We start from the raw sequence: 14,220 nt of genomic DNA on the forward strand, positions 1-14,220 counted from the left end.
TAAGGAAAGGCACCGTCAAAGGAATCCGCCACCAACACGGTGACGGGGTCATGCATGATTCATGCACTGGCTTTTAGCACACTGTTGAGTTCTCAAGAAACGGACGCGACCACCATCACCCAGAACCTTTGAATCAGGTCCCACGCTCCGGGGCGTTTTCCGTTGTGCCTTTATTCTGTCCGGTCTCGTTATTCGTGTCAAATCGAGGTGATTTGCACTGAATTCCGATTTCCGGCCGAGAATTCCGGCCACCCCGTCTCCGGGGCAACCCCCTCGAACTTACCTGATCCGCGACACTCCGTCGAACCGCGACGAGGTGACCCGAGATCGGGTGAGAGGAAGGGAGTGCAGAGAGCCTAACAGCCGGATCCCCTTCGGGTATTCCGACTCGCCGACTCTCTGCGCGTGCACAAAGACTAGCACCCGTCAGGGTATGCCGAGCACAACTTGCGCAACTTCACAGTCCTGCCCTGCCGCTGACACTCCCAAACCTCATCTGACGCAGCTATCCCTGCAGCGCGGCGAGCTGGGCCTCCAGGCGGGAGATGTCCTCCGCCGCCTGCTCGGCACGCCGGCGCACCTTGGCCACCACGTCCTCGGGCGCCTTCGCCATGAACTGCTCGTTGCCCAGCTTCGCGGTGACCTGGGCCTGTTCCTTGCGTGCCACGGCGAGGTCCTTCTCCAGACGCTTGCGCTCCGCGGCGACGTCGATGGCTCCGGCCGTGTCGATCTCCACGAGGACCGTGCCGACCGTGAGGCGCGCGGTGGGGATGAACGTCTCCGACGGTTCGTCGAGGCGCAGCAGGACGCGGACCGCGCCCTCGTGGGCGGCGAGAGCCGTACCCGGCAAGGAGAGCCGCGCGGCCACGCGCTGGCCGGGCTTCAGGCCCTGGTCGGAGCGGAACCTGCGCACCTCGGTCACGAGGTTCTGCAACGCGACGATCTCCTGCTCGGCCGCGGGGTCGAGCAACTCGGGCGAGACGGCGGGCCAGGGGGCGACCACGATGGACTCTCCCCCGGTCAGGGCGCGCCACAGCTCCTCCGTCACGAAGGGCACCAGCGGGTGGAGCAGCCGGAGCAGCGCGTCGAGGACATGGCCGAGCACCCGCTTGGTGTTCTCGGCCACGACCCCGCCCTCGGCGAACTGCACCTTGGCCAGCTCGACGTACCAGTCGAAGACCTCGTCCCACGCGAAGTGGTAGAGGGCGTCGGAGACCTTGGCGAACTCGAAGTCCTCGAAGGCCGCGTCGATGGTCGTGACGACCTGCTGCAGCCGCGACAGGATCCAGCGGTCGGCCGGGGTGAGGTCGCCGGGCAGGCCCTCAGAGACGGCGCCGTTCATCAGGGCGAAGCGGGTGGCGTTCCAGATCTTGTTGCAGAAGTTGCGCGATCCGGCCGCCCAGTCCTCGCTGATCGCCACATCGGAGCCGGGGTTCGCGCCGCGCAGCAGGGTGAAGCGCGTGGCGTCCGCGCCGTACCGCTCGATCCAGTCGAGCGGGTCGACCACGTTGCCAAACGACTTCGACATCTTCTTGCCGAACTGGTCGCGCACCATGCCGTGCAGCGCCACCGTGCGGAACGGCGGCCGTCCGTCCATCGCGTACAGCCCGAACATCATCATCCGGGCGACCCAGAAGAAGAGGATGTCGTAGCCGGTGACGAGCACGGTCGTCGGATAGAAGCGGGCCAGCTCTGGTGTCTCGTCGGGCCAGCCGAGCGTGGAGAACGGCCACAGGCCGGAGGAGAACCACGTGTCCAGGACGTCCTGGTCCTGCTCGTAACCGGCGGGCGGCTCCTCGTCCGGTCCCACGCAGACCATGTCGCCGTCGGGGCCGTACCAGACCGGGATGCGGTGTCCCCACCACAGCTGCCGGGAGATGCACCAGTCGTGCATGTCGTCGACCCAGTCGAAGTAGCGCTTGGCCAACTCCGGCGGGTGGATGCGGGTGCGGCCGTCGCGCACCGCGTCGCCGGCGGCCTTGGCCAGCGGCGTGACGTTGACGAACCACTGCAGCGACAGCCGCGGCTCGACCACGGTCTTGCATCGGGAGCAGTGGCCCACCGAGTGGACGTACGGCCGCTTCTCGGCCACGATCCGGCCCTGCTCGCGCAGGGCGGCGACCACGGCGGGCCGCGCCTCGAACCGGTCGAGGCCCTGGAACGGCCCGTGGGCGGTGATGACGCCGCGCTCGTCCATGACGACGAGCGACTCCAGCGAGTGGCGGCGGCCGATCTCGAAGTCGTTCGGGTCGTGGGCGGGGGTGACCTTGACCGCACCGGTGCCGAAGGAGGGGTCCACGTGCTCGTCGGCGACGATCGGGATGCGCCGGCCGGTCAGCGGGACCTCGACGTGCCTGCCGATGAGATGCGCGTAGCGCTCGTCGGCGGGGTGGACGGCCACCGCGGTGTCGCCCAGCATGGTCTCCGCCCGGGTGGTGGCGACGACGATCTCCTCGTCACCCGAGCCGTACCGGATGGAGACGAGCTCGCCGTCGTCGTCGCTGTGCTCCACCTCGATGTCCGAGAGCGCGGTGAGGCAGCGCGGGCACCAGTTGATGATCCGCTCGGCGCGGTAGATGAGCCCGTCGTCGAAAAGCTTCTTGAAGATCGTCTGGACAGCGCGGGAGAGCCCCTCGTCCATCGTGAACCGCTCGCGGGACCAGTCGACGCCGTCGCCGAGTTTCGTCATCTGGCCGAGGATCCGCCCGCCGGACTCCTCCTTCCACTGCCAGACGCGCTCGACGAACGCCTCACGGCCGAAGTCGTGGCGGGACAGGCCCTCTTTGGCGATCTCTCGCTCCACGACGTTCTGCGTCGCGATGCCGGCGTGGTCCATGCCGGGAAGCCACAGCGTCTCCATGCCCCGCATGCGGGCCCGCCGGGTCAGCGCGTCCTGGACCGAGTGGTCGAGCGCGTGACCCACGTGCAGCGACCCGGTGACGTTCGGCGGGGGAAGCACGATGGTGTACGGCTCGCGCCCACTGCCGGGGTCGGCGGTGAAGTAGCCCGCCGATACCCAGCGCTCGTAGCTCCGGGTCTCGACTTCGGCGGGGGCGTACTGGGTGGGCAGCTCAGACGTAGTCACGCTGCCCAATTCTAGGGAGGTCCGGACGCCTCCCGCGCCGTCGCCGCACACCCTGTGGACAATGGCCGGCGACGGCCGGGATCAGGCCGACTTCTCCCGCGGCGTACGCTGCTGCTTGGCCTGCAGCTGGTCACGCGGCACGAGGGTGGGGTTCACGTGCTCCAGCACGGCCTCGCGGGTGATGACGACGCGTGCCACGTCCTGCCGGGAGGGGACCTCGTACATCACCGACTGGAGGACCTCCTCCATGATCGCCCGCAGGCCGCGGGCGCCGGTGCCGCGCAGGATGGCCTGGTCGGCGATCGCCTCCAGCGCGTCGTCGGTGAACTCGAGCTCGACGTTGTCCAGCTCCAGCAGGCGCCGGTACTGCTTGACGAGCGCGTTCCGCGGCGCGGTGAGAATCTGGATCAGCGCGCTCCGGTCGAGGTTGTGCACCGACGTGATCACGGGCAGCCGCCCGACGAACTCGGGGATCATGCCGAACTTGAGCAGGTCCTCCGGCATGACGTCGGAGAAGATGTCCGAGGAGTCCATCTCCTCCTTGGAGTGGATGATCGCGTTGAAGCCGATGCCCTTCCGGCCGACCCGCGACTCGATGATCTTCTCCAGCCCGGCGAAGGCGCCGCCGCAGATGAACAGCACGTTCGTGGTGTCGATCTGGATGAACTCCTGGTGGGGATGCTTGCGGCCGCCCTGCGGCGGCACGCTGGCGGTGGTCCCTTCCAGGATCTTCAGCAGGGCCTGCTGCACACCCTCGCCCGACACGTCCCGGGTGATCGACGGGTTCTCGCTCTTGCGGGCTATCTTGTCGACCTCGTCGATGTAGATGATCCCGGTCTCGGCCTTCTTGACGTCGTAGTCGGCGGCCTGGATGAGCTTGAGGAGGATGTTCTCCACGTCCTCGCCGACGTAGCCCGCCTCGGTCAGCGCGGTGGCGTCCGCGATCGCGAACGGCACGTTGAGCATCTTGGCGAGGGTCTGCGCCAGCAGGGTCTTACCCGACCCGGTGGGACCGAGCAGCAGAATGTTCGACTTGGCCAGCTCCAGGCCGTCGTCGCGGCCCCGCTCCCCGGACTGGACGCGCTTGTAGTGGTTGTAGACCGCGACCGACAGCGCCTTCTTGGCCTTGTCCTGGCCGATGACGTACGCGTCGAGGAACTCGTAGATCTCACGCGGCTTCGGGAGGTTGTCCCACTTGAGCTCGGAGGACTCGGAGAGCTCCTCCTCGATGATCTCGTTGCAGAGATCGATGCACTCATCGCAGATGTAGACGCCTGGTCCGGCGATGAGCTTCTTGACCTGCTTCTGGCTCTTGCCGCAGAACGAGCACTTCAGCAGGTCTCCCCCGTCGCCGATGCGTGCCACCCCAGATACTCCTTTGCGTGGGACCGCCCCTGCCGCCGCGGTCGCTTCCGTCCGCAACCGATTGTGATCCGGTGCGAAAACGTCATCCCGCTCAGGTTTCGACGTTACCGTCTCTCGGGCCCTCAGTGAGCCCCCTAGCGGTGAGTCGCACCGGAACGTGCCCAATTGGGCACTGTTCCGGTGCGGCAACTCCCTCAGGAAGCGGCGACCGCCGCCGCGCGCTTCTTCCGCGACGGAATGATGTCGTCCACCAGACCGTACGCCTTCGCCTCCTCGGCGCTGAGGATCTTGTCGCGCTCGATGTCCCTGCGGACCTCGTCGGGCGACTTACCCGAGTGCTTCGCCACGAGGTCCTCGAGCAGCGACCGCATACGCAGGATCTCACGAGCCTGGATCTCGATGTCGCTGCCCTGACCGCCGCCCTCGGTGTAGGGCTGGTGGATCAGGACACGGGCGTTCGGCAGCGCGAACCGCTTGCCCGGCGTGCCGCCGGCCAGCAGGATCGCGGCGGCCGAGGCCGCCTGCCCCAGGCAGACCGTCTGGATCTCGGGCCGGACGAACTGCATGGTGTCGTAGATCGCCGTCATCGCGGTGAACGAACCGCCGGGCGAGTTGATGTACATGCTGATGTCGCGGTCCGGGTCCAGCGACTCCAGCGTGAGCAGCTGCGCCATCACGTCGTTCGCCGAAGCGTCGTCGATCTGGACCCCTAGGAAGATGATGCGGTCCTCGAACAGCTTGTTGTAGGGGTTCATCTCCTTGACGCCGTACGACGTGCGCTCGACGAAGGAGGGAAGAACGTAGCGGCCGTTGATGTCACCCGGCCGGATCAGCTCACTCATCTCGGAAGCTCCAGTCACGAGACGGCGCCCTCGGAGGGCACCTGGCGGGCGCTGCGCACCACGTGGTCGATGAAGCCGTAGTCCTTGGCCTCCTCGGCCGTGAACCAGCGGTCCCGGTCGGAGTCGCGCTCGATCTGGTCGAGCGGCTGGCCGGTGTGAGAGGCGATCCGCTCCGCGAGCGTCTTCTTCACATAGAGCATCTGCTCGGCCTGGATCGCGATGTCGGCCGCGGTGCCCCCGATGCCGCCCGAGGGCTGGTGCATCATGATGCGGGCGTGCGGGAGGGCGTACCGCTTGCCGCGGGCGCCCGCGCAGAGCAGGAACTGCCCCATCGAGGCGGCCAGTCCCATCGCGACGGTGCACACGTCGTTCGGCACATACTCCATCATGTCGTAAATCGCCATGCCCGCGGTCACGGAACCGCCGGGGGAGTTGATGTACATCCAGATGTCGCGATTGGGGTCATCGGCGGCGAGGAGCAGGAGCTCAGCGCACAGCCGGTTGGCCACCTCGTCGTTCACCTGGGTGCCGAGCACCACGATGCGCTCGCGCAGCAGGCGCTGGTAGAGCTGGTCCTCGAGGCGAGAGGGGCCACCCTCCGGGCTCCGGGCCTCGAAGCCGGAACCACCGGTCGGGAAGAAGGTCGGCGGGCTGGTCACAGCGTCACCTTCCGATGCGTCGTAAACGATTGGCTTTGCTTGTGACCTTAACGCGCGGCGCAGACAGCTCATGCCCTCGCGCCGTACTGTTCGCTGACGGCGCATGCCCCGCCCCCGATCCGCGGGCGGCCGAGCCCCGGCCGTCCCCCGCCCGCGTTCCGCGCGCTCGCCGCGCCTGACAGCGCGGCGACGGGCGTGCCGCGCCGCCGGGGCTCCCGGTCGTACGGCCGATCGGCGGCACGCCGACGCGGAAATATCTAGCGGGATTTGCCGCGAATATAGCCGGAAACCCTCGTCGCACCCGCAGGTACGACGAGGGTTTCGTCGTTGTCCCGGCCGTGTGGCCGGCGGTACGCCCCGGCCGGTGTGGCCGGAGGAACTCAGCCTTCCCTGGCCTCGGCGGCGGCCGGAGCGTCGGCGGGCTGGTCGCCCTCCTGCGCCTCCTCCACGCCCACGGCCTCCTGCTCGGGGTTGAGCTCGGCGTAGATGGCCTTGAGGTCCACCTCGTTGCCGGCGGTGTCGGTCACCTTGGCCGCGTCCCCGATGAGGGTCTTGGCCTTCTCCCGCACGATCTCCATCATCGCCAGCGGAAGCTGGTTGTTGTCGGCGAGGTGCTGGGCCAGCGTGTTCGGCGCGACGCCCATCTGCATGGCGCGGCGGACCACGAAGTCGGTGAGCTCCTGCTCGCTGACGCCGATGTCCTCAGCCTTGACGATCTTGTCGAGCACGAAGCCGGACTTGAGGGCCTTGGCGGCGTTCGCCTCGTACTCGGCGAACAGCTCCTCCTCGGTGGTCTGCTGGAGACGGAGGTACGCCTCGCGGCTCAGACCGCTCTCCGAGATCTGGTGCTCCAGATTGTGCTTGCGCGCGTCGATCTCGGCGGTGAGCGCGCTCTCGGGCAGCGGGATCTCGATCCTGTCGAGCAGCGCCTCAAGGGCCTTCTCGCGGCTCTGCACGACCTGGTCGACGAGCTTGTTGCGACGGGCCTGCTCGCGGATGCTGTCCTTCAGCTCGTCGAGGGTGTCGAACTCGCTGGCGAGCTGCGCGAACTCGTCGTCCAGCTCGGGCAGCACCTTCTCCTTCACCGACTTGACCGTGATGATCACGTCGGCCTCCTCGCCGGCGTTCTCACCGCCGACCAGCGTGGTGCGGAAGGTCTTGTCCTCGCCGGCCGCCATGCCCTGCAGCGCGTCGTCCAGGCCCTGGAGCACCGAGCCGGCGCCGACCTCGTACGACACGTCGGCGGCCTGCTGCTCGTCCAGGTTGCGGCCGTCGATCTCGGCACGCAGGTCCATCACGACGTAGTCGCCGTTCTGCGCCGGGCGGTCCACCCCGGTCAGAGTGGCGAAGCGCTGGCGCAGGCCGTCCAGCTGGGCGTCGACGTCCTCGTCGCTCACCTCGGCCGCGTCGACCACGATCTCGGCGCCCTCGTAGCCGGGGACGTCGAAGGCGGGACGGACGTCCACCTCGGCGGTGAACTCGACCTGCTCACCGTCCTCGATCTTGGTGACCTCGATCTCCGGCTGGCTCACCGGGAAGACCTCGGTCTCGTCGACGGCCTGGCCGTACAGCTTGGGCAGCGCGTCGTTCAGGGTCTCCTCGAGAACCACCGCGCGGCCGAAGCGCTGCTCGATGATCCGGGCCGGCACCTTGCCAGGACGGAAGCCGGGCACGCGCACCTGCTGCGCGACCTTCTTGTAGGCGGCCTGCAGGCTCGGCTCGAGCTCCTTGAACGGCACCTCGACGGTGAGCTTGACCCGGGTAGGGCTGAGCTCCTCGACAGCGGTCTTCACGGGGTGATCTCCTTGGTCCATCATCTGGTGGTCGCGGGCACGTCGTGCACGGCAACCGCGGCACAATAACGCGCGCCGCGCCCACGTGAGGGGCGCAGGGACCGCCCTCTCCGCCGGCACGCGACCTGTCCGGGCATGCTCGACTGTGGCGGGTGTCCAACGCCAAGGGCAGTCTAGAGCAGATGAGGGCCTGGAGCGACTGCTCAGAGCTCGGTCATGATCTGCCGCAGCAGGTCCACCGTCTCGGCGGGGGTCGTGCTGACCGCGCAGAGACGCTCCATGACCTCGGTGTAACGGTCGACTTCTTCCCGTTTATCCAGGTAGAGAGCGCTTGCGAGCTGCTCGACGTACACGACGTCGGGCAGGTCCTGGTCGGAGAACCGCAGGATGCTGAACGCGCCGCCCTCCGCGGCGTGTCCGCCGTAACTGAACGGAATCACCTGGATCGTGATGTTGGGCTGGTTCATCAGGTCGATGAGGTGCTGAACCTGGCCCCGCATGACCTCGCCGCCGCCGATCGGACGGCGCAGCGCGGCCTCGTCGATCACCGCCCAGAACGTCGGCGCGTTGCCGCCGTCGAGGATGCGCTGACGTTCCAGCCGCAGATCCACCCGCCGGGCGATCTCCTCCGGCGCCGCCCCCACCGCACCCGCCGTGATCACGGCACGCGCGTACTCCTTGGTCTGCAGCAGCCCGGGGACGAACTGCACCTCATAGGTGCGGATGCGCTCGGCCGCCTCCTCCAGGCCCACGTACGCCTGGAACCAGGAGGGCAGCAGGTCGTTGAACCGGTGCCACCAGCCGGGCTCGTTGGCCTGGTCCACCAGGTTCATGACGACGTCGCGCGTCTCGTCGTCCTCCACGCCGTACAGCACGAGAAGGTCGGCGACGTCGCGCTCCTTGAAGCCGACCCGGCCCAGCTCCATCCGGCTGATCTTCGACTCGGAGGCCCGGATGCACCGGCCGGCCTCGTCGCGGCTGATTCCCTTGCTCTCACGGAGCTTGCGGAGCTGGGAGCCGAGCAGGATGCGCAGAGCCGTCGGACCCGATCCAGCCTGGATCTGTATCACGGCGCCTCCCTCTCACCTCGGCTCAGTGTGCCGCCAAGGGACGACCCGCACGACACCCCCAGCCCACACAGTGTCACCACTACAGGCCCCGATGACAAGGTCTGATCTACGTGTCTCTGAGGGTGGCAACGTTAGGCGTGTGCGTTTGCACGTGACGGCTGCACGTGCATTTGGGTCTTGCAGCAGTGGGAGAGGGTGTTCCATCATGTCTAGGTGCATATTGGGCCAAATATGCACCAGCCCTCGACTCAGGCCAGCGGGAGGTACGGGCAACCATGTCGGACGAGCCCAAATCCGTCGGCCAGCTGACCCGCGACGTGGGATTCGGCTGGTTCCGGAGGGCGGTGTGCGCGTCCGATACGGCGATGTGCCCCCTTGCCCCACAGGCCGATTCGGTCAAGACCGCGCGTGACGTCACGAGGACGACCCTGCAGCGGTGGGGGCTGCCGGAGCTGAGCGACGACGCGGCGCTGGTCGTCAGCGAACTGGTCACGAACGCTGTTCGTTACGCGCTGTATCCGGCGCGGCGGACCACCGGCCACCCGATAACGCTGACGCTCCTCCGCCTCGCGCCCCACGTCCTGCTCGCCGTCTCCGACCCGAGCGACGAGGCTCCCGCTCCCGCACAGCCCGACTTCGTCTCCGAGCACGGCCGCGGCCTCTACATAGTGGAGACCTACAGCCAGGCCTGGGGCTGGGACGCCCTCGACGACGGCGGCAAGGCCGTCTGGGCCCTCTTCCGCGCCGGCGACTGAGTTCGTTCCTCTGCGAGGAGGCGTGCCAGTGGCACGAGTACTGGTGATAGGTCTCGATCCCGCGAAGCTCGAAGGCTGGGACCCGGAGCCGATCCAGGCCGCGCTGGCACGCGGACGGGCCCGTTTCGACGACCACGACGTCGAGGCCGACTGGTGCCTGGTGGCACTGGACGAGGACACCGAAGCGGTGATCGTGGAGGCGCTGCGCCGCGACGACTACGCCGTCGTGGTGATCGGGGGCGGCATCCGCAGCCACGAGCCGCTGCTCGGGCTCTTCGAGAAACTGATCAACCTGGTACGGCTGCACGTGCCCGGCGCCGCCATCGCCTTCAACACCAGCCCCGAGGACTGCCTCGACGCGGCGCTGCGGTGGCTGCCCCAGAACCCCGGCGGCGTCGAGCAGCTCTGACAAAACAAAGATATAGGCGGAGGGAAAACCGCACCGGCCGCCGTTTGTGACGCCGCCGGAAGGAAAACAAGCCCCCAGAGAAATGGCCCGCCCGGCATTCTCGCCGCGAATCACTCGATTCCGGGAATGTCAGGAATTCGGGACATGGCGCCTTTCATGGGGGAGAAAATGGTCAAGTGCCCTAATGCGGTCGGATTCCTGGCGATCGTCTCCGCACTGGCCGGTGGGGCCGCGCCTGGGGGCACTCCCGCCGTCGCCGCCTCCGCCGTGATCGTCCCCGGCGCCGACCATCCCCACGGACACGGTCACGGCCGGGCGCACGAGCGTGATGGGCAGCATGACGGACGACGGCAGTGGGAGCACGGACGGCAGCGCCAGCACCAGGAGTTGCTCCGCGACGTCACGCTCGCCGTCACACCGGCGCAGAAGGGCGGGACGGAATCGCGCGCCCTGCCGTACAACTGGCAGAACTCGGACGCGACCGCGAATTCCTTTGTAGACCAGTACAGCCTGTCGGACGTCGTGAACCGGTCGGACGAGAATTCGGCCGCACCGGCCGGCGACCTCACGGACCAGACGATTCAGAAATCGGACCCCCTGGCCACATCGCCCGCGCCGCGGGATGACGCCACCAGTGCGGCGATGCTGGATTATCTGCGGGATCTGGCCGCGAGAAAGCAGTTCACGGGCTCGGCTCTGGTGGTGCGGCGCGGAGAGGTGCTGGCGCGTTTCGCCGCCGGCGAGGCCGACGAGGAACGGCACGTTCCTAATCGGCCGGACACGGTCTACCGGGTCATGTCGATCACCAAGCAGTTCACCTCGATGCTCGTACTGAAGCTGCGCGACCGCGGGCTGCTCAGGCTGGACGACCGGGTCTGCCCGTATCTCGTCCCGGCATACATCGAGGCCTGCCCGACAGCGTGGCGGCCCATCACGATCCGCGAGGCTCTCAACCACACCACGGGCATTCCCAACATCGAGAAGCTGCCCAGCTACCTTGCCGACATCACGCGACCGACCACGACCCGGCGACTCATCCAGCAGATCGTGGACCTCCCGCTGGACTTCAAGCCCGGCACCAGCTGGAAGTACAGCAACTCCGGCTACGTCCTGGCCGGCGCGATCATCCAGGCGGTGACGCACGAGCCCTACGGCGTCGTACTGCACAAGCTGATCACCGGCCCCCTGAACCTCCGGCACACCGGTTACAGCAGGGGATATCCGCCCGACGGGTACGCGAAGGGTTACTACACGCTCGGATCACCCGCCCCGCTCCTCAACGGCTCCGAACTGTTCGCCGCGACCGGCATCTACTCCACCATCGACGACATCGCCCGCTGGGACCGGGCGTTCGGCTCGTACCGGGTCGCGCCGCCGACCACCGTCAGGCAGGCGTTCACGCCACAGGCGCCGTGCCCCTCCACCGGCTGCCTCAACCTGCCGTCGAGCGCGTACGCTTTCGGCTGGCTCGTCGACCGGCTCCAGGGGCACCGGCTCCGGTACCATCCGGGTCTCTTCCAGGGCTACACGGCGAGCAACATGTACCTGCCCGACGACGACATCGAGGTGGTCGTGCTCAGCAACGTCCAGAACACCGACACCGCCGGCATCGCCCGGCACCTCGCCACGATGGCCCTCGACAGCCCCTGGTGACCGTTGTGAGGGAAGCGGCCGAATGAACACCCCGGCTCCGACGGCCGGACGGCGCACGGTACTGAACCGGCGCAGTCTCCACCTGGCCTATGCCACAGCCGGTTACAACCTGCTCGAAGGCGTGGTGGCCATCGCCGCCGGCGGCGCGGCCTCGTCCGCGGCCCTGCTGGGCTTCGGCCTGGACTCCATCGTCGAGGTCTTCTCGGCGTCCGTGGTCATCTGGCAGTTTCGCTCCCGCGTCCCCGAGGCCCGTGAGCACCTGGCCCTGCGACTGATCGCGGTCTCCTTCTTCGCGCTCGCCGCCTGGGTGAGCGTCGACGCGGTCCGTTCGCTGTCCGGCGCCGGCGAAGCCGGGAGGTCTCCGGTCGGCATCGCCCTCGCGGCGGTCTCAGTGGTGGTGATGCCGTTGCTGGTGGCGGCCAAGCGCCGGACCGGCCGGGAACTCGGCTCGGCCACCGTCGTCGCCGACTCGACACAGACCATGCTCTGCACCTACCTGTCGGCGGTCCTGCTGGTCGGCCTGGTGCTCAACGCCGTGTTCGGCTGGTCGTGGGCGGACCCGGTCGCCGCCCTGGTCATCGCCGCCGTCGCCACCCGAGAGGGCTTCAAGGCGTGGACAGGCGAGCGGTGCGACGACTGCGTTCCGATGGCCGCGGCCGCCCGACCGGCTGGTGACTGCGACTGCCCGCCCGGCTGCGCCGACGCCTGCTGCCGAGGCCGGAGCATCGAGAGGGACGGGCACGGCGAGAAGACACCGGGCACGTGACGGGCACGACAGGAATCCGGAGGCCGGAAAAGACCCCGTGATTTCCCCTTGTTCCCCGGCCTTACTGGCACACGAATGGCACGCGAATGGCACGCGAATGGCACGGCCTGAGAACCCTGTGCGGACGCACACGCCTCCCCCGCCGTATCTTCCCGTCGAAGATCCGGTCCCCAGCCACTACGAACCCGGCTCTTACTCCTGGCGATCATCCTGGGGTCGGAGTGCCCCGGCCGGAGGCTCTTGCTTTTTTTCTCGCTGTTCGATGACGGCCAGGGCAAGCGCGCCAAGCATCAGGCCGATGCCGACCAGGGCGAAAACGATGGGCCGTCCAGGGGCGTATCTTCCGGCGCTACCCGCGGCTTGGCACCCGCCGACGAGAAGCGCGAGTGAACCCAGTATCAGAAAAACGCGGGGACCAAACATGGTGAGCGACTGTAAGCCATGACGGCGGTAGGCCACCAGGCGGAAGCGGAGCGACCGGCGCTGATACGAAGCACCCGAAGTACCACGGAGCAGCCGGGCCGCCTGCCGGCCTCAAGGAGCTGATGGCCCGCGTGGGCCACTCGTCCACTAGGGCGTGTATCGCCGCCGATCTGGGCCAGGCGGAGGCTGGTCGACGGCATACGGTGGCGGACGCGGACCGGGACACCGTGGCGGGATGTGCCGGAGCGGTACGGGCCCTGGGGTCGGGTGTACGACCTGTTTGAACCCGTACTGAAGAAGATCCGCGTGCGTCGCCTGGGGCTGGGCAGAGCGCGCACCACGCCGAACCGAGTACGCGCCGACAAGGCGTACGCCTCCCGCAAGAACCGCTCCTACCTGCGCAGACGCGGCATCAGTGCACCATCCCGGACAAGGCCGACCAGGCCCGCAACCGAAGGAAACTTGGCTCCCGCGGTGGCCGTCCACCGAAGTTCGACCCGGAGGACTACAAAGCTCGGGACGCAGTCGAGTGCGGCATCAATCGCCTCAAGAGACACCGCGCCGTGGCCACGAGGTACGACAAACTCGCGGTCAGATACGAGGCAACCGTCCTGGTAGCGGCCTTTAACGAGTGGCTGTGACCAGTACATTCGACGCCATGCCCTCTCCGAGGCGGCGAGCAGCTGATAAACAGCTCGCCCAAGCCTGAGCGCTACGGCATCTGACGGGGGATACCTGTCACGCCGACGATGTCAGGAAGACGTCAGGCAGAAGGGGTGGCCAGCCGGATCCAGCAATACCCGCCAGCGTCCGTCGCCGGGCTGATGGTCCGGTTTGGCAGCACCGAGTTCCAGCGCCAGCTCTTCCATCGCATCGAGGTCGTCAGCGCGGAAATCCAGGTGGAACTGTTGTGGCATGTCCTGACCCGGCCACTGCGGAGCCCGGTATCCGTCAACCCGCTGGAATCCCAGATCACAGCCGGAGCCGTTCGTCAGAGCGACGAACTCGCTCGTACTGAAGAGCTCGCGCATCCCGGTCAGCGCACCGTAGAAGCCCGCCAGCGTCTGCGGGTCGGCACAGTCCAGAGTCACCCCTCGCAGTACAGCGCCTGGCACCATTCGCTCCTTCGTGTCCACGCGTCTGTCTCCGTGAGCCGCCGCTGCACGCGATCACCGGCCTACAGCCACACCGTACTCGCCATATCCACCGCTGAGGTAGCGGTTTATCCCTGTCTCAGAGCAACGGGCGGCTGTGACCGGCGCTTTCGATACACGCCCTAGAAGGCCACTGAAGATCTTGCGTTCTGGCCTCGTTCTTTCTGGGATGAGGCCACAGTGGGTGCTGTGCAGGGTGAGTGGGCTGGGGAACTGGTCGGGCCGGATGTGTGGCAGACCTGCAGG

At 67.6% G+C, this 14,220-nt stretch carries 12 protein-coding genes and 1 pseudogene; 6 read left to right on the forward strand and 7 right to left on the reverse strand.

Features of this window, described 5'->3' with window-relative positions; genetic code table 11:
- Positions 1 to 505: 505 nt before the first annotated feature.
- From HHX37_RS35150 to HHX37_RS35175, 6 genes are all read right to left on the reverse strand, one after another.
- Complete coding sequence (locus HHX37_RS35150; RefSeq protein ID WP_182888152.1) at positions 506 to 3,094, reverse strand: valine--tRNA ligase; 2,589 nt, start codon at positions 3,092 to 3,094, stop codon at positions 506 to 508.
- Between the two features lie 72 nt (positions 3,095 to 3,166).
- On the reverse strand, positions 3,167 to 4,450 hold the full coding sequence (gene clpX, locus HHX37_RS35155; RefSeq protein ID WP_117410257.1) for an ATP-dependent Clp protease ATP-binding subunit ClpX: 1,284 nt from the start codon (positions 4,448 to 4,450) through the stop codon (positions 3,167 to 3,169).
- Positions 4,451 to 4,644: 194 nt separating this feature from the next.
- Positions 4,645 to 5,292: an ATP-dependent Clp protease proteolytic subunit gene (locus HHX37_RS35160; RefSeq protein WP_117410256.1), complete on the reverse strand. Its 648-nt coding sequence runs from the start codon at positions 5,290 to 5,292 to the stop codon at positions 4,645 to 4,647.
- Positions 5,293 to 5,306: 14 nt separating this feature from the next.
- Positions 5,307 to 5,951 carry a ClpP family protease gene (locus HHX37_RS35165; RefSeq protein WP_150935093.1) on the reverse strand — a complete coding sequence of 215 codons (645 nt, stop codon included), beginning with the start codon at positions 5,949 to 5,951 and terminating at the stop codon, positions 5,307 to 5,309.
- A 380-nt stretch (positions 5,952 to 6,331) separates the two neighbouring features.
- On the reverse strand, positions 6,332 to 7,744 hold the full coding sequence (gene tig / locus HHX37_RS35170) for a trigger factor (protein WP_117409708.1): 1,413 nt from the start codon (positions 7,742 to 7,744) through the stop codon (positions 6,332 to 6,334).
- Between the two features lie 203 nt (positions 7,745 to 7,947).
- Positions 7,948 to 8,814 carry a helix-turn-helix domain-containing protein gene (locus HHX37_RS35175; RefSeq protein WP_117409709.1) on the reverse strand — a complete coding sequence of 289 codons (867 nt, stop codon included), beginning with the start codon at positions 8,812 to 8,814 and terminating at the stop codon, positions 7,948 to 7,950.
- Between the two features lie 275 nt (positions 8,815 to 9,089).
- On the opposite strand from HHX37_RS35175, the gene HHX37_RS35180 reads away from it, so the two are divergent.
- The 6 genes and pseudogenes from HHX37_RS35180 to HHX37_RS38345 all read left to right on the forward strand — a co-directional run.
- Complete coding sequence (locus HHX37_RS35180) at positions 9,090 to 9,569, forward strand: ATP-binding protein (protein ID WP_182881682.1); 480 nt, start codon at positions 9,090 to 9,092, stop codon at positions 9,567 to 9,569.
- A gap of 28 nt (positions 9,570 to 9,597) precedes the next feature.
- On the forward strand, positions 9,598 to 9,978 hold the full coding sequence (locus HHX37_RS35185; RefSeq protein ID WP_310740674.1) for a hypothetical protein: 381 nt from the start codon (positions 9,598 to 9,600) through the stop codon (positions 9,976 to 9,978).
- 156 nt (positions 9,979 to 10,134) lie between these two features.
- A complete protein-coding gene (locus HHX37_RS35190) occupies positions 10,135 to 11,631 on the forward strand; it encodes a serine hydrolase domain-containing protein (protein ID WP_182888154.1) in 1,497 nt (498 codons plus the stop codon).
- Between the two features lie 22 nt (positions 11,632 to 11,653).
- Entirely contained in the window at positions 11,654 to 12,397 is a 744-nt protein-coding gene (locus HHX37_RS35195; RefSeq protein ID WP_182888155.1) for a cation transporter, read from the forward strand.
- A gap of 240 nt (positions 12,398 to 12,637) precedes the next feature.
- Entirely contained in the window at positions 12,638 to 12,787 is a 150-nt protein-coding gene (locus tag HHX37_RS35200) for a hypothetical protein (RefSeq protein WP_182888156.1), read from the forward strand.
- 195 nt (positions 12,788 to 12,982) lie between these two features.
- A pseudogene (locus tag HHX37_RS38345) lies at positions 12,983 to 13,438 on the forward strand (transposase); the annotation flags it as partial.
- Positions 13,439 to 13,572: 134 nt separating this feature from the next.
- On the opposite strand, the gene HHX37_RS35210 reads toward HHX37_RS38345, so the two are convergent.
- Complete coding sequence (locus tag HHX37_RS35210) at positions 13,573 to 13,956, reverse strand: VOC family protein (RefSeq protein WP_310740675.1); 384 nt, start codon at positions 13,954 to 13,956, stop codon at positions 13,573 to 13,575.
- Positions 13,957 to 14,220: the final 264 nt, after the last annotated feature.

Origin of the sequence: Microbispora sp. H10885, from assembly GCF_014161415.1 — a bacterium.
GTDB lineage: Bacteria > Actinomycetota > Actinomycetes > Streptosporangiales > Streptosporangiaceae > Microbispora > Microbispora triticiradicis.

Bases quoted from the DNA above. Each gene is read 5' to 3' on its own strand.
- HHX37_RS35160 (WP_117410256.1), bottom strand. From the start codon at position 5,292: ATGAGTGAGCTGATCCGGCCGGGTGACATCAACGGCCGCTACGTTCTT.
- HHX37_RS35180 (WP_182881682.1), top strand. From the start codon at position 9,090: ATGTCGGACGAGCCCAAATCCGTCGGCCAGCTGACCCGCGACGTGGGA.
- HHX37_RS35190 (WP_182888154.1), top strand. From the start codon at position 10,135: ATGGGGGAGAAAATGGTCAAGTGCCCTAATGCGGTCGGATTCCTGGCG.
- HHX37_RS35195 (WP_182888155.1), top strand. From the start codon at position 11,654: ATGAACACCCCGGCTCCGACGGCCGGACGGCGCACGGTACTGAACCGG.